Raw genomic sequence first — 18596 nt, 5'->3', positions numbered from 1 at the left:
TCAGTATGCCCCGCTGGGCTGCACCATGACCTTGGCGGTGCGCCACATGATCTGCAGATCGTTCATCACGGACCAGTTCTCGACATACCGCAGGTCGAGTCGCACACTCTCGTCCCAGGAGAGATCGCTGCGCCCGGAGACCTGCCACAGACCGGTGATCCCGGGCTTGATGTAGAGGCGGCGGAAGACCGTGCCGTCGTATGCGGTGACCTCGCTCGGCAGCGGCGGGCGGGGCCCGACGACGCTCATGTCGCCCACGAGGACGTTCCAGAACTGCGGCAGTTCGTCGAGCGAGAGCTTGCGCAGCACTCGTCCCACACGGGTGACGCGCGGGTCGTCCTTCATCTTGAAGAGAAGGCCGGCGCCCTCGTTCTGTGCCTTGAGCGCGGCGAGCTGCTGCTCGGCGTCGGTCTTCATCGAGCGGAACTTGACCATCTTGAAGCGGCGTCCGTCACGGCCGACCCGCTCCTGGAAGAAGAAGACCGGTCCCGGCGAGTCGAGCTTGATCAGCAGCGCCAGCACCGGGGCGAGCAGAGCGATCGGGATGAGCGCCACAGTCGCCACTGCCGCGTCCAGCGCGCGCTTGAGCAGGTGCTGGCCTCCTTCGTACCGCGGGATCTGCACCTGGATGAGGGGCAGTCCTTCGACGGGGGCGAAGGAGATGCGCGGACCAGCCACATCGGTGAGTCGGCTCGACAGCACGAGTTCGGCGGCGGTCCCTTCGAGCTGCCAGCTCAGCTGCTTCACGAACTCGGGCTCGCCTTCGGGGCGGCTCGCCACGATGATCGTGTCCGCACCGACCTCGGCGGCAACCGACGACACGGAGTTCACGTTCCCCAGAACCGGGAACCTCGTGTCGCCGACCTCGATGTCACGCGCGTTGCCGTCGAGCAGCGTCGCACCCACCACCTGGTAACCGGAGGCGCCGATCGGGTGCAGCGTGCGCACCACGTACTCGACGTCGTCCCGGTTGCCCACGACGAGCGTCCGGGAGGCGAACCGCCCGTGCGAACGCTGCGTCTGCAGCCAGTGGCGCCACATCCACCGGGTCACGAGAAGAGTCAACACACCGATGGGCAGCCCCAGCAGCAGCATCGGTTGCATCGACTCCCATGCGAGCAGCACCGCGACGATGGCGATGATCCCGAAGGCGAGCCCGCTGGCGTGGACCACGCCTCGGTACTCGGTGGCACTCGCGCGGAACAGCGCGGCGTCCCGCGTGTGCAGCCCGCTCAGCATGAGGTACCACAGAGCGGCGAGCGGAACGGCGCCGCTCAGCACCTCGATCGCCGAGACGCCGATGGACAGCTGGACTGCTGCCGCCAGACCGACGGCGAACAGGATGACGGCTGCATCCGTCAGCCGCAGCCGGATCCGGTAGCGACGTTCCCACTGTCGGCGCCTCTCCAAGGTCGCCGAAGTGCGCGGTGTGACCACCGTGCGCGTCACCGACTTGGTGGCTCGCGGAGCCGCGACCGGCACGAAGCCCGTACGAGCGATGCTCAGAGCATCCTCGACGGAAGTCATGCCGAGGCCCCTTGAGCCGTGAATGTACGCAGAATTCCCCATTGCGTCATTTGATTCCCCAGATTTCCCCAGACCATGAACCCCACGTTCACGGCATTCGTCTGCGTCCCGACCCCTCGGGTCCTGCTGAAACTCTCTGTGATTCCCACATCACGGAGGGCGTTTTCACCGTCCCACACGGTGATCGCTGACAGCAGGCACTGCAGACTTTCTTACTGTAGCGGAACCTCCCTATGAATCGGAAGTATTTCTTACGAATGGATGAAACCGGCCTCCGAACGGGTGTCGGGCGAGCGCTATTCTGTGGCGGTGACCGCCGAATCCACCGCCTCGCGCTTCCGGCTCCGCACGATGTCGCCACGCGATCCCGCACAGCCGCATCGCACCGCGAGCACCCTCGAGCTGTTCTTCGATCTGGTGTTCGTCGTGGCGGTGAGCATCGCCTCCGCGCAGCTGCATCACTCGCTCGGTCACGGGGACTTCCTGCACGGCGTCACGTCTTACGCGATGGTGTTCTTCGCGATCTGGTGGGCGTGGATGAACTTCACGTGGTTCGCCACCTCGTTCGACACCGATGACTGGCTCTACCGTGTGACGACGTTCGTCCAGATGGGTGGAGTCCTCGTTCTCGCCGCCGGCATCCCGGGCGCGTTCGTCGAGGGGGACTTCACGGTTCCGGTGCTCGGCTACGTCGTGATGCGGGTCGCGATGGTCGCGCAGTGGCTGCGCGCCTCGCGCTCCGCCGGAACACTGCGTTCGGCGACGCGACGCTACGCGTTCGGCATCGCGGCAGTGCAGGTGCTGTGGATCCTCTTCCTTCTCATCCCGACCGGACCCCTGCAGTTGACCGCATTCGTGGTTTTCGCTCTCATCGAGATCGGTGTCCCGGTGTTCGCCGAGTACCGCCGGCAGACTCCGTGGCATCCGCATCACATCACGGAGCGGTACGGGCTGTTCACTCTGATCGTCCTCGGCGAGAGCCTGCTCGCGTCGGCGAATGCCATCATCGATGCGCTCGACGAGGTCGAGTCCCTCGGCCCGCTGATCGCGATCGCGGTGCTCACCCTCGTGGTCACGGCGTCGCTCTGGTGGATCTACTTCTGGCCTCCTCATCACCGCGCGATCACGACCTTCCGCCGGTCGCTCCGCTACGGCTACACGCACTACTTCGTGTTCGCGGCTGCCGCGGCCTTCTCCGCGGGGATCGAAGTGGAGATCGACGTGCTGACAGGGGAGAGCCATCTGTCCAACGTGGCCGCTTCCTTCACTGTCACCATTCCGATCGCGATCTTCCTCATCGGCATCTGGTGGATCGCGATTCGAGAGAACGCGGACCGCGTCGTGAACACCGTCGTCCCAGTGGGCGCGGCACTGGTGCTGCTCGACCCCGTGCTCCCGATCCCGGTGACGCTGACCGCCTTGATCCTCGTCGGCATCGTCGTGGTGCTCGTGGTCCGTCCGCCGGTGGCGCGGGAGCGCATAGACAAGGCATAGGCCGAGCAAAGGGCTCTGATCAGGTGCTCGGGGACCATGGTGACCCACCATCACCTGTCCGCCCGAGAGGAGCCAGATAATGAGCATTCCCGAACCCACCCAGACCCCCGACGGCCCCGCATACGAGGGGCGACTGCTCGACCGCGTCGATGAAGAGGTCGTCGACCAGGGCGCCGCATTCGACATCCGCACGCTGATGAGCAGGCGGGGCGTCCTGGGGCTCGCCGGTCTCGGCCTGGGGGCCGTCGTGCTCGCGGCCTGCGCGCCGGCGGCGTCTGGCGGCGCGTCGAGCACCCCCGCACCGACTGCTTCCTCCGGCGGTGATGCGGGCTCGGCGAGCGTGACCGAGATCCCCGACGAGACGGCGGGGCCCTATCCGGGCGACGGGTCGAACGGCCCCGACGTGCTCGAGGACTCGGGCATCGTCCGGCAGGACATCCGCTCGTCGATCGACGGAGCGGCGACCGCCGACGGCGTGCCGCTCGTCTTCGAGCTGCAGATCCTCGATCTCGCGAACGGGGGCGTTCCCTTCGCCGGGGTAGCGGTCTACGCGTGGCACTGCACTGCTCAGGGCGAATACTCGATGTACTCCTCCGGCCTGGAAGACGTCACGTACCTGCGTGGGGTGCAGGTGGCCGACGCCGACGGCACGGTGTCGTTCACCTCCGTCTTCCCCGGCTGCTACTCCGGTCGCTGGCCGCACATCCACTTCGAGATCTACCCGGACGTCGCGTCGATCACCGACTCGACGACGGCGATCGCCACGTCGCAGCTGGCCCTTCCACAGGCCGCCTGCTCGGCCGTGTACGCCGAGTCGGCGTACGACGGATCTGCACGGAACCTCGCGCAGATCACGCTCGCGAGCGACAACGTGTTCGGTGACGACTCCGGTGCCCTCCAGGTCGCGACGGTCAGCGGGAGCGTTTCGGCGGGCTACGCCGCCTCCCTGGTGGTCGGCGTCGACACGACGACGACACCCACTGCCGGCGCCGCGCCCGGCGGCAGCGAGGGAGGACCGGGAGGCGGCGGGGAGCCCCCGGCGAACTGACCGCGACACGGGCAGGTTCGAGGCCGGAGGATGGTCTGCTATGCTGTTCATGCAACGTGTGTGCTTCGCCCCTCTCGGCCGCCACGTCGCCACTGATCAGGGCCGTAAAGGACCGCGCACATCGATGCGTGCGGTATCCGCCTCGATCTCACATCTTGCGGAGCGCCGACGCGTGTCCGCCACACAGCAATGAGCATCACCATGAGCACGACCACCTTTCCCCCATCAGATCCGTTGACCTGGAAGCAGGCCGACACCGATGTGCACGTCGCGACGCGTGCCGGCGAATTCGCCGGCTTCGTCGAGTTCGACGGCACCACGCACCTCGTACGCGACAACCACGGTGCCGATCTCGGTGCCTTCGAGGCCCTCGAGGATGCGTTCCGCGCACTCGAGGACGCGCACGCGCCCACGCGGCATGGATCCGCCTTCGCCCCGATCCTTCCGCGGGCATGGCGGCGCAAGACGCGCCGCGCTCGCGCCTGAAATCAAGGGCTTCACGCACACTGAAAGCGGTCCGTCAAGGGGTGCGGATGTATTCCCGAAGGCGCATGCGGGCAGGGCTACTGTGAGGTAAGCGTTGGGCAACTGCCTTGGGCTTCCACAGCTCAAGGGCTCCGATCGTCAGGAGAAGATCATCTCCATCACACAGATCGAACCGACCGCGGCAACGCTGGGTCCGATTCGTCAGACGTACTCCGGCAACGCGGACTTCCCCCCGATGGCCAAGGCATACAAGCAGGTGTCCCAGGTCGTCAAGGAGACGGGACTCCTCGGCCGCACGCAGTGGTTCTACGTCTTCGTCGCCGCCGGGCTCGCCGTCGCCCTCGGTGGCCTCATCACGGGCTTCATCCTGCTCGGCGACAGCTGGTTCCAGCTGCTCATCGCCGCGGGACTCGGCATCGTCCTGACGCAGATCGCGTTCCTCGGACATGAGGCCGCGCACCGTCAGATCCTCACCACAGGGCCGGCGAACTTCAAGCTCGCCCGCATCGTCATCGCCAGCATCGGCATGAGCTACTCGTGGTGGGACTCGAAGCACACCAAGCACCACGGAAACCCGAACCAGGTCGGCAAGGACCCCGACATCGAGGTCGACACGATCTCGTTCCTCGAAGAGGACGCCGCGAAGGCGAAGGGCCTGATCAAGCTGATCACCCGCAAGCAGGGCTGGCTCTTCTTCCCGCTGCTCACGCTGGAGGGACTGAACCTCCACTTCCTCGGCCTGAAGTACCTCCTCACCACGAAGAACGTGAAGGGTCGCTGGACCGAGCTCAGCATCATCACGCTGCGATTCGCCCTCATCCTCGTTCCCGTGTTCATGATGCTTCCGCTCGGTATGGCATTCGCCTTCATGGGCGTGCAGATGGCCGTCTTCGGCGTCTACATGGGAGCCGCGTTCGCACCGAACCACAAGGGCATGCCGATCATCGAGCCCGGCGCCCGTCTCGACTTCTTCACCAAGCAGGTCCGCACCTCCCGCAACATCAGCGGTGGATGGTGGACGACCTGGCTCATGGGCGGCCTCAACTACCAGGTCGAGCACCACCTCTTCCCGAGCATGCCGCGACCGCACCTGGCGAAGGCGCGCGAGATCGTGCGGGACTACTGCGCGGCGAACGACGTGCCGTACACGGAGACCAGCCTCGGCCGCTCGTACATGATCGTGATCGAGTACCTGAACCGTGTCGGACTCTCCGCCGGCGCAGACCCCTTCGACTGCCCTGCAGTGGCGCAGTTCGGGCGGCCGTAGCCCTCAGACATCACCGGGCCTGATCAGTCCGGCAACGACAGAGGCGCGAGCGGGAATCCCTGCTCGCGCCTCTGTCGTTCGTGCGTCTACTTGGAAGACTTCTTCTTGGTCTCCACGACGTCGATCGTGATCTTCTCGAGCGGGCGGTCGTCGTCGAGTTCGTCTTCGAGAACCTCATCGCCGAGGAAGGTAGCCTCCGGCGTCTCGTCTGCGGCAGCCTCCGCGGGGGTCGGGGCGGCAGGTGCATCCGCTCCGGTGATCTCCGGGGGCAGGGAGTCGTCGGAGAAGATGCCGTCGGGTCGGATGAGCTCCTTGACCTCGGCCATGAAGCTCGACAGCTGCTGCTGCTGCCACCGGAGCTGACGGGTGCGGTCCTCGGCGTCGTGCAACACCGCGGTGGTGTGTCCGGTGACCGAGTCGACGATCTTCTGGGCCTTCGCGCGGGCGCGTTCGAGGGTCTCGCGGGCACGGACCTGGGCTTCGGCTTCGATGGCCTGTGCCTGCGAGCGGGTCAGGCGCTCGTAGTCCTCGGCCCGAGCGGAGATGCGCTGGGCGTGCTCGAGCGATGCCGAGACCTGCTCGTTCGCGTCGTTGGTGATCCGCTCGGCGTGCGCCACGGCCTGGTTGTGCAGCACGAGGAACTCCTGCTGCGCGTCGTCCTGGCGGCGGGTGAGCGTCTCCTCGAACTCCAGCACGCGGGCGTTCATGTCGCGGACGTCGCGCTCGGCGTCGGCGCGCAGCTGAGTGGTCTCGCGGGTGACGAGGGAGCGCAGGGCGGCTGCGCCCTTCTCGGCCTCGGTGCGGATCGCGGTGGCCTCCTGAGCGGCCTGGTTGACCTTTTCTGCGGCATGGGCGGCTTCGCGTTCGATGCGGGCCTCGTGTGCCGTGTACTCGGTGTCCATCTTCAGGCGCACCTGGTCGGCGTCGCGCTGCGCCTGGGCGGTGATCCGCTCGGCGTCGGCCTCGGCCTCGGCACGCTGCGCGGTCACCTCCTCGCGGGCGGAGGTCATCAGACGGTCGGCCTGCACGGCGGCGTTCTGGATGAGCACGTTCGCCTGCTCCTCGGCGACCCGCAGGATCGCCTCGAACTGCTGGCGCGACGGAGCCTCTTCGCCGTCGGGCTGCGGTGCGTCGACGAGTTCGGACGTGAGAGTCGCGACCTGCTGCTCGGCATCGGATGCCTTTGCGTTCGCCGCCGTCAGCTCGCTCTCGAGAGCTTCGCGGGCTTTGCGCTCCTCTTCGCGCACCGCTTCGACGGCTTCCTCTTCGCGGGCCTGTGCCTCGGCGACGTCGGCGGCGGCCTGCTTGAGCTGGTTGCGAAGGGCTGCGAGCGCGGCGTCGACCTCTCCCTTGTCGTAGCCGCGGAAGCCCACGGTGAACGCGCCCTGCTGGTCACGGGGCGGGGTCTCGATCAGCTGGTCGAAGAAGTCCGGCGAGCGCTCGCCGTCGCGGTCGGCGGTTCCGGAGGATTCGCTCATGAGGTTCATGCCTTTCTGGCGTGGCCACACGGCGGAGCTGCGGCTCCATCCCGATGGACGGGATCGTGCGACCGGAGGAGGAGGTCGTCTGGGCTCACGCCACGACCGTGACCCGGCGGAGGTCCGGCAGGGCGGGGCGTGCCTCCCAGCCTAGTTGCGGAGGCCGAATGTTGGGTGTGCGGTTTCAGCGGGCAGCTGCACGGTGCCCCGTGGGTGAAGACGGATCCGCCGGTTCCTCGGCGGCGTTTGCGGAAGGATCGCGCAGCCCTGGTACGGTGACGGCGGAGGGCATCACGTCCTTGGGGCCGCCGAGCAAGAGAGAACTTCGAGATGAAGCGACCGTCCCGCGTGCGCCTCGCCCGCATCGGGATCGCCACCGTGCTCGCGGTTGTGATCGGAGCAGTGGCACCGTCCCTGTCGGCGACTACCTCCGCGACTGCTGCCGTCAACGATCAGATGGTGTATCCGTCCTCGGGCAACATCCAATCGAAGGTCGGCGACGGCTGTCGGGGAAACTACCGTGCGCACGACGGCATCGACATCGGCGGCGGGGGCGGCACGCCGATCGTGGCCTCCTACGGCGGAGTGATCAAGTCCCGGACCGCCAACAGCGGCTACGGCAACTACACCGATGTCGAGCATCCCGGCGGTTACGTCACGCGGTATGCACACATGGCCTCGCCCGGCATGTACGCGCCCGGCACCCGGGTCGCCCGCGGGCAGCAGATCGGTGTCGTCGGCAACACCGGGAACTCTCCCGCGTACCACCTGCACTTCGAGGTGCGGCTGAACGGTGCGGTGTACACGGCGATCAACAACGGGTTCACCTGCCTGTCGAACGTCGCCCGCGGCGGCGTTCTCCCGCTGTACTTCCCCGGGCTCGGTTCCGGACAGGCGCCGGGCGTCGCTTCGGCCGACTACTCCGGCGACAAGAAGGCGGATCTGCTGACGATCTCCGGCAATGGCGACCTGCGCGTGCGCGCGGGGAATGGTTCCGGCGGCTTCTCGGCGGCGAAGACCGTGTTCGGCGGGTGGGGCGGATCCCGCAGGCACCTCACCCATACGGACTTCAACAACGACGGTAAGGCGGACATCCTCGTCACCAGATCCGACGGCGGGCTGGAGTTCTACGCGGGCAACGGCGCAGGGGGGTTCGCACCGGCCGCTGGCATCGGCAAGTTCTGGTACAGCCTTCTTCACGTGGCGTCGGGCGCCGACTACACCGGAGACGGCAAGCAGGACGTGCTCGGGGTCTCGGCAACCGGTCTGCTCACGATCTACCGGGGAAACGGCACCGGTGGCTTCGGCGGATCGCACATCTCCCTCGGCGGAGGGTGGCAGGGGTTTCACTTCCTCGTCGGCGGCGACTTCGACAACGACGGCAGCGGGGACATCATCGCGGTCGACGTGGACGGCGCGCTCCGGTTCTATTCGGGGGTGCCCGGGGGATTCCGTGCGATGCGGGTGGTCGGGACCGGATGGGGCGAGTTCACCGCCCTGACCGGAGGAGTCGACTACAACGGCGACGGTCATGCCGACCTGCTCGCCCGCACGGCGTCAGGACAGCTCTATCTGTATCCCGGACTCGGAAACGGCACGTTCGGCGGGCGTACGCTGGTCAGCGCCGACTGGGCGGACCACCTGGCGATCGAATAGCGGCGGCTCGAATAGAGGCGACCTCTCCCGCCGCCTCGCGGCGGGCGCGGCGTATCGTTGGCGCATGGCCGACCCGACGTTCGAAGAGATCGCCGCCGCCCTCTACGCCGGTGCGCCGGAAGCGTTCGTGGCGTCGCGGAAGGCCCAGGCGGACGGTGTCGCCGACCCCGAGTTCGCGTCCCGTATCCGCGCGCTGCGAAAGCCGTCGGTCGCGGCCTGGGTGGTGAACGTGTTCGCGCAGGAGCGCGCCGGGCAGCTGGGGGAGGCGCTGCAGCTGGCCGCAGAGCTCCGCGAAGCGCAGGACGACCTGGATGCGTCGGCGCTGGCGAAGCTCGGCAGGGAGCGCCGAGCACTCACGAGGCGGCTCGCGGAGATGGCGGCCGAGTTGGCGGGATCCCGTGGTGAGAAGATCACGTCTGCGACACGGGAGGCAGTGGAGGGCAGCATCTCGGCCGCCTTCTTCGACCCCGCGGCGGCGGGCGCCGTCGCCTCCGGGCGGCTGATGCGGGCGATCGAGGCCTCGGCATCGTCCGACGACATCCGGGATGCCGTGGTGGGGGAGATCCCGGAGCTGGAGTCGGTGCCGCAGCGGCCGCCGGATGAGCTGCAGGCGCGACGCCTCCGCCGCGACGCGGAGCGCCTGCTTGCGAGCGCGGAGAAGGAGCACAAGACTGCGGAGCGCGCGCTCGCCAAGCAAGACGCGGCTCTGGAGGATCTGCAGAGCAGAGTGACGGAGCTCGCCAAGGGCGTGGCGGAGCTCGAGGGTCAGCTCGCGCGCACCCGCGCGGAGGCGGAGCGCGTGGATAAGGACCTGCAGCAGGCGAAGGACCGACAGACCGATGCGAGGCAGCAGTCGGAGGCTGCGGCGGGCGCCGTCACGCGCGCCCAGAAAGCGCTGGAGGAGCTGTAGGGCGATCGGGCGGCCCGGTCAGCCGCGGCTGTGGCCGAGGCGCCCGGGCAGGAAAGGCAGCATCGGCGCCCGGTACTCCCACGCGGCGCCATCCTCCGGATCGAGGGTGGCCTCCGCTCGGCCGAAGCGCCACACGCGGTTGAAGAGGTAGACGCCGATGGCGACCGGCTGGTCGGACGGAACCTGCCACGTACCTCGACCCCACTGCGTGGGCTGCCCACGCTCGCCGATGACGAGAGTCGGCTTGATCCCCGCATAGAGCGTGAACCGCGGGCGTCGCATCGTGAGCTCGATCCGGCGGCTGTTCATCCCGGTCTGTCGCTCGGGCGCAGGTCGGGCGGAGTCATCCATGATGACCGAAGCCTAGCTGGGAAAGGCAAAACCCCCGCCATGTAGAAGCTAGGCGAGGGTTTCTGGAGTGATTGTAATGATCACTCGTGTGGCTCCGACGGGCGTCGATCCCGTGACCTCTCGATTTTCAGTCGAACGCTCTACCAACTGAGCTACAGAGCCGCGCGACCGGCGAACCTGTCGCGTCCTAGACGAAGAGCCCTCTCCGAAGAAAGAGCTCAACGCACGGAGCGACCCTGACGGGACTTGAACCCGCGACCTCCGCCGTGACAGGGCGGCACGCTAACCAACTGCGCTACAGGGCCATACTTGTTTTCAATTGTATCGGAAGGTGTGACCCCAACGGGATTCGAACCCGTGCTACCGCCGTGAAAGGGCGGCGTCCTAGGCCGCTAAACGATGGGGCCGAGTCAGTCCCGGGGGACTTCCTTGCCGACGCTCAAGCATAAGGGATGTTCTGGGCAAATCGCGAATCGAGGGCGCGGCGCCTTCCCCCGGGCGTGTTTCCGGAGGACGATGGACCCGTCAGGTGTGCGCTGGCGACCCCACGCTCGGCCTGGTGCAGGTGTGAAGGTTGTTGTTAGTGTGGCATTTGTGAAACCGGCGGAAGGGGCCGTGTGAACGACGACCAGAACACTCTGGACGCTGCGGTTGCCGCGGCTTCAGATGATTGCGGCTGCGCGCCCAGCCCGACCGAACGCCGTGCGTTCAGCAAAGACGGCCTCAGCCGCCGTGGTGCACTCGGTCTCGGCGTGCTCAGCGTCGTGGCGCTCAGCGCCTTCGGAATCTCCAACGGGGTCTCCGCCGCCTACGCTGCCTCGTACCCGAGCTGGGACGACGTGCAGCGCGCGAAGAACAGCGAAGCCGCCAAGGCAGCCGAGGTCACCCGCATCGAGGGCCTCATCCAGTCGCTGACCCAGAAGGTCGCCGAGACGCAGGCAGTCGCGAAGGCCACCGCAGACGAGTTCTACGATGCGCAGCAGAAGTACTTCGCTGCAGCCACCGAAGCCGATTCCCTGCAGGCAAAGGCCGACGAGCAGTCGGCGAAGGCCGACGAGTCCGCGAAGAAGGCCGGGCAGGTTGCCGCGCAGCTGTACCGCAACGGCGGTGACGACACCTCGCTCGAACTCCTCTTCACAGGTTCTGCCGACAACGCAGACGAGTTGCTCGCGCGGCTCGGCACGATGGACAAGCTCTTCGAGTACAACCAGTCGGTGTACGACGATGCGGTCGCTGCCCGGAACTCCGCGCAGTCGATGAGCGACCAGGCCGTGGTCGCTCGCGACGAGCGCGATCGGCTGCAGAAGATCGCCGAAGAGAAGATGGTCGTGGCGCAGCAGGCTGCCGACGCCGCTCAGGCCGCGCTCGACGAGCAGTCCGCCAACCTCGCCACCATGCAGGCGCAGCTCGCAGCCCTCAAGGACGCGACGGCGAAGACCGTCGAAGGCTACAAGGCCGGCGTCGCCCTCGAGGAGAAGAAGCGCAAGGAACGCGAGGCCCGCGAGGCCGCAGCGGCTGCCGCCGGTAACGGCGGAGGCGGTGGCGGCGGAGGCGGAGGCGGTGGAGGATCCCAGGGCAGCGGCGGCTGGTGCCGCCCGCACGGCGGGGGCAAGAGTTCGGGCTACGGTCCCCGATCGCAGCAGTGCGGTCCGCAGGGCTGCTCCTCGAGCTTCCACTACGGCACCGACTTCGCAAACGGCTGCGGCGCCGCGATCTACGCCGCACAGTCCGGCACCGTCGACTACGCGGGCTACAACGGCGGTTACGGCAACTACATCCGCATCCAGCACGGCGGCGGGATCGGCACCGGCTACGCACACATCCGCAACGGCGGCATCATCGTCAGGTCCGGCCAGTGGGTCCGCTCTGGGCAGGTCATCGCCTACGCCGGCAACACGGGTCGCTCGTTCGGATGCCACCTGCACTTCGAGGTCTACCAGAACGGCAACGCCGTCAACCCGGTGCAGTTCCTCGCCCGACACGGCGTCTCCGCCTGAGCTCAGGGTCACAGCAACCGAAAGACCCCCGGCCGCTTCTGCGGGACCGGGGGCCTTTCGTGTCTGGCGATGCAGCGGGTCAGTGACCCTGCTCGCCGAAGCGGACGATCGCCTCGTCGAGGATGCGCTGCGCCTCGGCGGCGTTACCCCACTCGTCGACCTTGACCCACTTGTTGGGCTCGAGGTCCTTGTAGTGCTCGAAGAAGTGCTCGATCTCCTTCTTCGTGTAGTCGGCCACGTCGTCGATGTCCTGGATGTGCGCCCAGCGCGGGTCCTTCGACAGCACGGCGACGAGCTTGTCGTCTCCGCCGGCCTCGTCGCTCATCTTCAGCACGGCCACGGGGCGGACCTCGACGACGACACCGGGGTAGATGGCCTGGTCGAGAAGCACGAGCACGTCGAGCGGGTCGCCGTCCTCACCGAGCGTGTTGTCGAAGTAGCCGTAGTCGGCCGGGTAGCCGAAGGTCGTGTAGAGCACGCGGTCGAGGTGCACTCGTCCGGTCTCGTGGTCGACCTCGTACTTCACGCGGCTGCCGCGCGGGATTTCGATGACGGCGTCGTGTGCGCCCATGCGTGTGCTCCTCAGGAAAAGTTCGGTTGGATGCCGCGGACTAGCCTACCTGCGGCTCGCTCCGGCGCTTTCGGAGGAGACGATTCAGCAGACGGCTCATCGGGTCGCTCAGCAGCAGCAGGAACAGTCCCGCGTATCCGTTCGGCGAACTCGCGACGGCGATCGCGAGCGCCGCGGCGAACAGGATGATCGCGGCGATGTCGCCGATCGCCCCCCGTCGGACGGTCTCGTTCGACACCGTGCCGAGCTCCGGATGACGCGCCAGGTAGAGCCATCCGGCGAGCGTCGTCACCTGCGTCATGATCAGCGTGCCGATGTACACCACCGCCTGCAGCGGGTCGGTGTCCATCTGCCCGATCATCGCGGTCGGAACCGGTAGCCACACGATGGTCGCCATCCACGCGACGTTGATCCACAGCAGGGGACCGGTGACGAACTCCACGTCGCGGTACTGGCGGTGGTGCCCCATCCAGAACGTCGCGATCAGGAGGAAGCTCAGCCCGAAGCTCAGCAGCTGACCGGAGTGCTCGTGCAAGAACTCGGCGGTGCTGATGTGGCCGGATGCGGCTTCGGACACCGACTCCATCAGGGGGAGTATGAGCAGCGTCATGGCGATCGCCACCACGGCGTCGACGAACGCCTTGAACCGCTCGGTCCGGAACGGCCGCGTGCGCGGGATATCGGTCACGGCGTCAGGATAGACCCGTGGTCGTGCCGCCCGCATGGGGTGCGACCGTGCCCTACCGTGGAACCGTGCCATCACTCTCTCCCGCCATCGCCGAGATCCGCCTGGCCGTGCGCACCGCGCTCGTCGATATCCCCCAAGGGTCGACCGTGATCGTCGCGCTCTCCGGCGGCGCTGACTCGCTCGCGCTCACCGCCGCGACCGTCTTCGAGGCTCGCAGCCGGGGGATCGAAGTGCTCAGCCTGACCGTCGACCACGACCTGCAGGAGGGATCGTCCCTCATCGCCAGCACGGCGGCGGTCGCGGCGGAAGAAATCGGAGTCGACGACGCGCTGCAGACCCGCGTCGAGGTCGACAGCTCGTCCGGCTCAGGGATCGAGGCCGCCGCTCGCGATGCCCGCTACGCGGTACTCGCCGCAATCGCACGTGCGGAAGGCGCGGCCGCCGTGCTGCTCGGCCACACTCTCGACGATCAGGCCGAGACCGTGCTCCTGGGTCTCGCGCGCGGCTCGGGCGCCACCAGCCTGAAGGGCATGGCGCCCTCGCGGGAAGACGACGACGGGCTCCGCTGGGTCCGTCCGCTGCTCGGCGTGCGGCGGGCGACGACGCGGGCGTTCTGCGTGGCATCCGATCTCGAGGTCTGGGACGACCCCCACAACTTCGACGACCGTTACGCGCGGGTGCGGGTGCGGGAGCGCGTGCTGCCGGTGCTCGAGGCCGAGCTCGGCCCGGGCATCGCCGAGGCCCTCGTCCGCACCGCGGAGCAGCTGCGGGAGGACGCCGAGGCCTTCGACGAGATGATCCACGAGACGATCGAGGACATCGTCGAGCATGCGGAGGCGGGGATCTCGGTGAGCGTCGCGGCGCTCGCCGCCAACCCCGCAGCACTGCGCAACCGCATCATCCGCCTGGTCGTCGACAGCGAGTTCGGGGTGAGCCTCACGAGGACGCAGACCATCGAGGTCGCGCGGCTCGTCACCGATTGGCGCGGTCAGGGGCCGATCGACCTGCCCGGGTGCGCGGCTGTGCGCCAGGGCGGCCGCATCGTCTTCACCGCATCCGGTCGCTGAGGACACTCCGCCGAAGCGCCTTCGCCTCGCGACCGGAAGTGCGGGGTGTGACTACTTCTTGCCGCCGAAGAGTCCGCCGAGGATGCCGCCGAGGTCGATGCCTCCGCCGGAGCCGCCGCTCTGGCCACCGCCGAGCAGTCCCCCGATCACGTCGCCGATTCCGCCTCCGCCCGCCGAGCCGCCGCTGTTGCCACCGCCGAGGATCCCGCCGATGACGTCGCCGATGCCGCCCGAGCTCTCGGCTCCGGCATCCGACTTCGCCGTCTTGTCCTTCGTCGCGTTCGCGATGAGGCCCATCACGATGGGGGCGAGGATCGGGAGGAGCTTGCCGAAGTCGATGCCGGGAGTCGCCTTCGACTCGGTGAGCTCCTTCGTGACCTCCGTCTTCTTGGAGCCGAGGATGTGCGCGACGATCTTGTCGCCGTCGGCCTGATCGATGTCGTCGACCTTCGAAGCGCCGGCCGTGCCCTCGTGCTTCTTCAGCGCGTTCTGGATGGCCGCGGAGCCCTCGTCGGTCTCTGCGTTCTTCGCGAGCCCGCCCAGCAGCACGGCGCCGCCCTGCTCGACAGCGACCTTCGCCTCGTCCCGCGAGACACCCAATTTCTCGGCGATGTCGTCGATCGGAGCATGCTTGAGGATGTCGTCAAGAGCCATGGTGAATCCTTCCGTCCGGGGCGTCCGCCCACATCACCGCTCACAGTAGTGCGGATGCGCTGGGCATGGGGAGATCTGCCGTCGGCAGCGTCGGACGCGTGACGTAGGGTAGACGCGTCCGGGGGGAAAGGGGCATCGGTGACCGATCTCGATGTTCAGAAAGAAGCGCTCGATGCAGCGCAGGCACGGCTCACTGCGGGGGCCGCGCCGATCATCACGTCGTGCCTGTCGTTCGGAGGCACCGGGTCGTCTTCGGTCGAAGCTGCGCTGGGCGAGGCCGAGTCGCTGGTGACGCAGATCCTGTCGGCCCTCGCGCAGACGGCGACCAACTCTGCGACCGATGCGGCATCCGTTGCATCGACCTTCACCGCCAACGACGAGGCGCTCGCGCAGCAGGCGGCGCTATGAGTCTGCCGGGCCTGATCGACGATCCGGCTCGCGGAGATGCGGGCGCCGTGAGCGGGTACGCGACCACGTTCTCCACGCGGGCGGCGTCGTCGCGAGAGCGCAAGGGTGATGCGGATGCGGCGCTGGCGAGCATCACGTCGATGACGGCGTCTGCGGCGGACGCACTCGGTGCGCGCGTGGTGCTCCTGTCGCAGCGCATGGGCGAGGCGGCTGAGGGGCTGGACGGCATCTCGACCGCGGTGTCGGCGTATGCGACCGCCCTTGAGGGGCTGAAGAGCGAGGCTGCCCGTCGGCTGCGGGCCGCGCAGAATGCGTACGACCACATCTTCGTGCGTCGGGCCGAGGCGTTGAGCGCGGCGAGCGAGTTCGTCACGGGCTGGGCGCTGCCGTGGGACGCGGTGCTGCCGTCGTGGATGTACGTCGACGACCCGAGCTACCTGCGTCGCTGGCAGGATGCGATCGACGACTATTACACGGCGCGGGCGTCGTACAACGCGCTGGCGGAGGAGCGCACTGCGATCGACCAGCGTGCCGTGAACGCGATCGCCGCCGTACCGCTCATCTCCGCCGTCACGCAGGGCGGGAAGGTCGGCGGTGCGGGGTTCGCGGCAGCCAGTCTCGCGTGGGCGGGGAACGTCAATGCGATCACGGCCGAGTCCCTGGCCGGTCTCGGGGATCCGGACATCATCCGTGAGACGTGGAACACGATGGATCAGGCGACGCGGGATGCGCTGCTTGCCGCATCCCCGGTGATCCTCGGGAACCTCAACGGCATCCCGATCCGTGACCGGGTCACCGCGAACCACACAAACATGCGCGCCGAGATCGCGCGGCGGGAAGCGGAGATCGCCCGGCTCCAGGAGAAGCTCGACGGGATGACGGCGCGGAACCACTGGAGCGCCCAGCGACGGAAGAGCCTGAGCGACGAGATCGCCGAGCTGCGGGAGCCGATCGGTGCGTGGAAGGATCTGCTCGAACAGAAGATCAGCTGGGTGGATGCCGAGGGCGCGAAGCGCTATGGGACAGGTGTGCGTGTCGTGGTCTTTGATCCGTCACTGGATGCCATCGCGACATATCACGGACCTCTCGATGATGCTACCGGTGACATTCCAGCATGGGTCGACAACGTGGCCGTCTCGGTGCCAGGCACAGGCGCGACGATGTCTGCCTTCGCGAACGATGATGCTCGGCTCCTGCAAGAATCGGCAGGTCGGACGAGTGCGGTGTTCCAATGGGCAGGCGGAACATTCCCGGGAAGCATCCCAGAGGCGATGACGTGGGGCTACTCCGAGAATCTCGCTCCGAAGCTCCGCGACTTCGTCGGAGCGATAGCGAGTCCGGCTGGCTCCGTGCTCACTGTGCTCGGTCACAGTTACGGTGGGGCGACCGTGGGACTTGCGGAAGCGGCGGGCGTCGATGCTGATCGGGTTCTGTACGTGGCTGCTGCCGGGATGGGACATGGAGTATCAGGTCTTGAGGACTTCCCGAACACGGGTGACGTGCCGCACTACGCGATGATGGTGCGCAACGACAGCGTCGTCGGTGCCATCCAGCCTGACGCGATGAGCTGGATGCACGGGCAATCTGCTGTCGATGCCGAAGGCGTCACGCGGCTTGAGACCGGCTGGATCGTCGACGGCGATCTCGAGAGCGTGGATCTGGAGGACTACGACGACCCCGATACTGAGTTCCCGGCGGCCATCGATGCGCACAGCACCATCTACAAAATGGACTCCACGGCTTTCAACAACATGGTGGCGGTGATCACAGGAGGAAACGCGGTTGTGTGGGCGCCGGATGACTTCGTCCGCACGCCGCGTGTCAGTGTCCGTCATGACGGGATCGATATGCCGGCGTATGAGCCGGAGTACATCACAATCGAATGATGAGACGTCTGTTGGGAGTAGTCCTCGCTGTTGTAGGCGTGTTGGCCCTAGGGGGATGTGGAATGACGCCGGAGAGTCGGCTGGACGAGTACCAGGAGAAGGCAGACGCTCTTGCGATGAGTGTGGTGGGGCTCATTCCTGAGGAGTTGCAGCCGGTGATGGATGGAGACTTGAGATCAGAAGGTACGGCACCGCTGAACGGGGTCACGTCGGAGCGAAGGCCCCAAGATGTGGCCTGGTGGCAGACACGCGCCGATGTTCACCTCGTCGCGCGGGAGAATGCGGCTGCCGAGGCGATCGAGGCCGTGAGCGATGCCCTTGAGGCAGACGGCTGGTCGATCGAGCGTGTGCGTGAGACGGACGGCGGGGAGACCGTCACCGACGGTTTCCGTCGCGGTGAGTGGTACATGGAGATCGCGTGGACGCGCTCTGTCCCCGGGCATGTGGAGCGTTTCGACATCTCGGTCGTGAGTCCGAATACCGTGCGCGGGGACCACGACGACATCTACTCATGAGCGTGATTTTCGTGTCGGGACCGCGTGTGTTCTGGTCCACGGCGCGTGACCGTCCGCGAATGCGGAGATGGTGGGGAATCGTTGCTTTGCTCGCGTCGGTGGGGCTGATCGGAGGGTGTGCCGTGTCGGCTGATAGTCGGTTGGATGAGTTTCAAGCCGAAGGTGAGGCGATCTCGCAGCAGATCGTGGAGGCGGTCCCCGTGGAAGTGATCGCGGAGGGCAGCCCGCGCACCGAGTCCAAGGGGAGGTTGGCTCCGAGTATGGGGCAAACGCCTCGGACGCCGGCGTGGTGGGAGGTGAATACGTCGGTGAACATTGTCAATGAGCCTGCGGCGTCTGAGACTGCAGCGACGGCGGTCGGGTCTGCACTCGTCGATGACGGGTGGGTCAAAGCTGAAGAGCGTGGGTCTTCTGATCCGGTCTACAAGTCGGATGAGTATCGGCGCGATGGTTGGTACGTGGCTGTTGGATGGATTCGGTCAGAGCCCGGCACGGTGGAGAGCTTGCGGGTTCTCGTAGTCAGCCCGGACACGGTTCGAGGCGATCACGAAGACGTGTACTCCTGAGCGGAGTCACGTATGGTTCGCCTGCGG

The 18596-nt window shown here is 67.1% G+C and carries 17 protein-coding genes and 3 tRNA genes; 11 read left to right on the top strand and 9 right to left on the bottom strand.

Annotation, left to right across the window (positions count from 1 at the left end):
• Complete coding sequence (locus ACIOTO_RS04095) at window positions 1–1527, bottom strand: sugar transferase (protein ID WP_105711021.1); 1527 nt, start codon at window positions 1525–1527, stop codon at window positions 1–3.
• 351 nt (window positions 1528–1878) lie between these two features.
• Here ACIOTO_RS04095 and ACIOTO_RS04090 point away from each other — a divergent pair, with 351 nt between their 5' ends.
• From ACIOTO_RS04090 to ACIOTO_RS04075, 4 genes are all read left to right on the top strand, one after another.
• Window positions 1879–3021: a low temperature requirement protein A gene (locus ACIOTO_RS04090; RefSeq protein ID WP_400858073.1), complete on the top strand. Its 1143-nt coding sequence runs from the start codon at window positions 1879–1881 to the stop codon at window positions 3019–3021.
• Window positions 3022–3100: 79 nt separating this feature from the next.
• Entirely contained in the window at window positions 3101–4069 is a 969-nt protein-coding gene (locus tag ACIOTO_RS04085) for an intradiol ring-cleavage dioxygenase (RefSeq protein WP_400856644.1), read from the top strand.
• Between the two features lie 201 nt (window positions 4070–4270).
• A complete protein-coding gene (locus ACIOTO_RS04080) occupies window positions 4271–4555 on the top strand; it encodes a hypothetical protein (RefSeq protein WP_400856643.1) in 285 nt (94 codons plus the stop codon).
• Window positions 4556–4649: 94 nt separating this feature from the next.
• A complete protein-coding gene (locus ACIOTO_RS04075) occupies window positions 4650–5822 on the top strand; it encodes a fatty acid desaturase family protein (protein ID WP_400856641.1) in 1173 nt (390 codons plus the stop codon).
• 86 nt (window positions 5823–5908) lie between these two features.
• Here the strand turns inward: ACIOTO_RS04075 and ACIOTO_RS04070 are convergent, their stop codons facing one another.
• Window positions 5909–7300 (bottom strand): cell division initiation protein, encoded by a 1392-nt coding sequence (locus ACIOTO_RS04070; RefSeq protein WP_400856639.1) that lies wholly within the window; start codon window positions 7298–7300, stop codon window positions 5909–5911.
• A gap of 330 nt (window positions 7301–7630) precedes the next feature.
• On the opposite strand from ACIOTO_RS04070, the gene ACIOTO_RS04065 reads away from it, so the two are divergent.
• Both ACIOTO_RS04065 and ACIOTO_RS04060 read left to right on the top strand, forming a co-directional pair.
• Window positions 7631–8956, top strand: a complete 1326-nt coding sequence (locus ACIOTO_RS04065) for an FG-GAP-like repeat-containing protein (protein WP_400856637.1) — start codon at window positions 7631–7633, stop codon at window positions 8954–8956.
• A 64-nt stretch (window positions 8957–9020) separates the two neighbouring features.
• On the top strand, window positions 9021–9866 hold the full coding sequence (locus ACIOTO_RS04060) for a transposase (protein WP_400856635.1): 846 nt from the start codon (window positions 9021–9023) through the stop codon (window positions 9864–9866).
• 18 nt (window positions 9867–9884) lie between these two features.
• On the opposite strand, the gene ACIOTO_RS04055 is transcribed toward ACIOTO_RS04060, so the two are convergent.
• The 4 genes from ACIOTO_RS04055 to ACIOTO_RS04040 all read right to left on the bottom strand — a co-directional run bounded on the left by ACIOTO_RS04055 (window position 9885) and on the right by ACIOTO_RS04040 (window position 10624).
• Window positions 9885–10217 carry a hypothetical protein gene (locus ACIOTO_RS04055; RefSeq protein ID WP_231481841.1) on the bottom strand — a complete coding sequence of 111 codons (333 nt, stop codon included), beginning with the start codon at window positions 10215–10217 and terminating at the stop codon, window positions 9885–9887.
• Between the two features lie 89 nt (window positions 10218–10306).
• Window positions 10307–10379 (bottom strand) — tRNA-Phe (locus ACIOTO_RS04050).
• 69 nt (window positions 10380–10448) lie between these two features.
• Window positions 10449–10522: transfer RNA gene (locus tag ACIOTO_RS04045), tRNA-Asp, on the bottom strand.
• A gap of 29 nt (window positions 10523–10551) precedes the next feature.
• Window positions 10552–10624 (bottom strand) — tRNA-Glu (locus tag ACIOTO_RS04040).
• Between the two features lie 210 nt (window positions 10625–10834).
• On the opposite strand from ACIOTO_RS04040, the gene ACIOTO_RS04035 reads away from it, so the two are divergent.
• Window positions 10835–12214 carry a peptidoglycan DD-metalloendopeptidase family protein gene (locus ACIOTO_RS04035; RefSeq protein WP_400856632.1) on the top strand — a complete coding sequence of 460 codons (1380 nt, stop codon included), beginning with the start codon at window positions 10835–10837 and terminating at the stop codon, window positions 12212–12214.
• A 79-nt stretch (window positions 12215–12293) separates the two neighbouring features.
• On the opposite strand, the gene ACIOTO_RS04030 is transcribed toward ACIOTO_RS04035, so the two are convergent.
• Both ACIOTO_RS04030 and ACIOTO_RS04025 read right to left on the bottom strand, forming a co-directional pair.
• Window positions 12294–12785, bottom strand: coding sequence for an inorganic diphosphatase (locus ACIOTO_RS04030; RefSeq protein ID WP_400856630.1), 492 nt, complete (start codon window positions 12783–12785; stop codon window positions 12294–12296).
• Window positions 12786–12825: 40 nt separating this feature from the next.
• Window positions 12826–13473 carry a TMEM175 family protein gene (locus tag ACIOTO_RS04025; RefSeq protein ID WP_400856628.1) on the bottom strand — a complete coding sequence of 216 codons (648 nt, stop codon included), beginning with the start codon at window positions 13471–13473 and terminating at the stop codon, window positions 12826–12828.
• Window positions 13474–13538: 65 nt separating this feature from the next.
• Here ACIOTO_RS04025 and tilS point away from each other — a divergent pair, with 65 nt between their 5' ends.
• Window positions 13539–14540 (top strand): tRNA lysidine(34) synthetase TilS, encoded by a 1002-nt coding sequence (tilS, locus tag ACIOTO_RS04020; protein WP_400856625.1) that lies wholly within the window; start codon window positions 13539–13541, stop codon window positions 14538–14540.
• A gap of 51 nt (window positions 14541–14591) precedes the next feature.
• Here tilS and ACIOTO_RS04015 read toward each other — a convergent pair whose 3' ends face one another.
• Window positions 14592–15194, bottom strand: a complete 603-nt coding sequence (locus tag ACIOTO_RS04015) for a DUF937 domain-containing protein (protein WP_400856623.1) — start codon at window positions 15192–15194, stop codon at window positions 14592–14594.
• A gap of 138 nt (window positions 15195–15332) precedes the next feature.
• Here ACIOTO_RS04015 and ACIOTO_RS04010 point away from each other — a divergent pair, with 138 nt between their 5' ends.
• The 3 genes from ACIOTO_RS04010 to ACIOTO_RS04000 all read left to right on the top strand — a co-directional run bounded on the left by ACIOTO_RS04010 (window position 15333) and on the right by ACIOTO_RS04000 (window position 18003).
• Complete coding sequence (locus tag ACIOTO_RS04010) at window positions 15333–15602, top strand: hypothetical protein (protein WP_400856620.1); 270 nt, start codon at window positions 15333–15335, stop codon at window positions 15600–15602.
• The gene (locus tag ACIOTO_RS04005) at window positions 15599–17488 is read left to right on the top strand and encodes an alpha/beta hydrolase (protein ID WP_400856617.1); all 1890 of its coding nucleotides are present in this window, start codon (window positions 15599–15601) and stop codon (window positions 17486–17488) included. The genes ACIOTO_RS04010 and ACIOTO_RS04005 overlap by 4 nt, the downstream gene beginning before the upstream one ends.
• Window positions 17489–17550: 62 nt before the next feature.
• Entirely contained in the window at window positions 17551–18003 is a 453-nt protein-coding gene (locus tag ACIOTO_RS04000; protein WP_400856616.1) for a hypothetical protein, read from the top strand.
• The last annotated feature ends 593 nt before the right edge of the window (window positions 18004–18596 follow it).

This window comes from Microbacterium sp. NPDC087592, assembly GCF_044743585.1.
Taxonomy (GTDB): Bacteria; Actinomycetota; Actinomycetes; order Actinomycetales; family Microbacteriaceae; genus Microbacterium.
Note: the sequence above shows the minus strand (reverse complement) of the source record. Positions and strands in the feature narration are given on the sequence as shown.

What these genes read in the sequence shown, in the direction of transcription:
- ACIOTO_RS04095 (WP_105711021.1), bottom strand. Translation starts at nt 1,527, where the DNA reads ATGACTTCCGTCGAGGATGCTCTGAGCATCGCTCGTACGGGCTTCGTG.
- ACIOTO_RS04090 (WP_400858073.1), top strand. Translation starts at nt 1,879, where the DNA reads ATGTCGCCACGCGATCCCGCACAGCCGCATCGCACCGCGAGCACCCTC.
- ACIOTO_RS04085 (WP_400856644.1), top strand. Translation starts at nt 3,101, where the DNA reads ATGAGCATTCCCGAACCCACCCAGACCCCCGACGGCCCCGCATACGAG.
- ACIOTO_RS04080 (WP_400856643.1), top strand. Translation starts at nt 4,271, where the DNA reads ATGAGCACGACCACCTTTCCCCCATCAGATCCGTTGACCTGGAAGCAG.
- ACIOTO_RS04070 (WP_400856639.1), bottom strand. Translation starts at nt 7,300, where the DNA reads ATGAGCGAATCCTCCGGAACCGCCGACCGCGACGGCGAGCGCTCGCCG.
- ACIOTO_RS04065 (WP_400856637.1), top strand. Translation starts at nt 7,631, where the DNA reads ATGAAGCGACCGTCCCGCGTGCGCCTCGCCCGCATCGGGATCGCCACC.
- ACIOTO_RS04060 (WP_400856635.1), top strand. Translation starts at nt 9,021, where the DNA reads ATGGCCGACCCGACGTTCGAAGAGATCGCCGCCGCCCTCTACGCCGGT.
- ACIOTO_RS04055 (WP_231481841.1), bottom strand. Translation starts at nt 10,217, where the DNA reads ATGGATGACTCCGCCCGACCTGCGCCCGAGCGACAGACCGGGATGAAC.
- ACIOTO_RS04030 (WP_400856630.1), bottom strand. Translation starts at nt 12,785, where the DNA reads ATGGGCGCACACGACGCCGTCATCGAAATCCCGCGCGGCAGCCGCGTG.
- ACIOTO_RS04015 (WP_400856623.1), bottom strand. Translation starts at nt 15,194, where the DNA reads ATGGCTCTTGACGACATCCTCAAGCATGCTCCGATCGACGACATCGCC.
- ACIOTO_RS04005 (WP_400856617.1), top strand. Translation starts at nt 15,599, where the DNA reads ATGAGTCTGCCGGGCCTGATCGACGATCCGGCTCGCGGAGATGCGGGC.
- ACIOTO_RS04000 (WP_400856616.1), top strand. Translation starts at nt 17,551, where the DNA reads ATGACGCCGGAGAGTCGGCTGGACGAGTACCAGGAGAAGGCAGACGCT.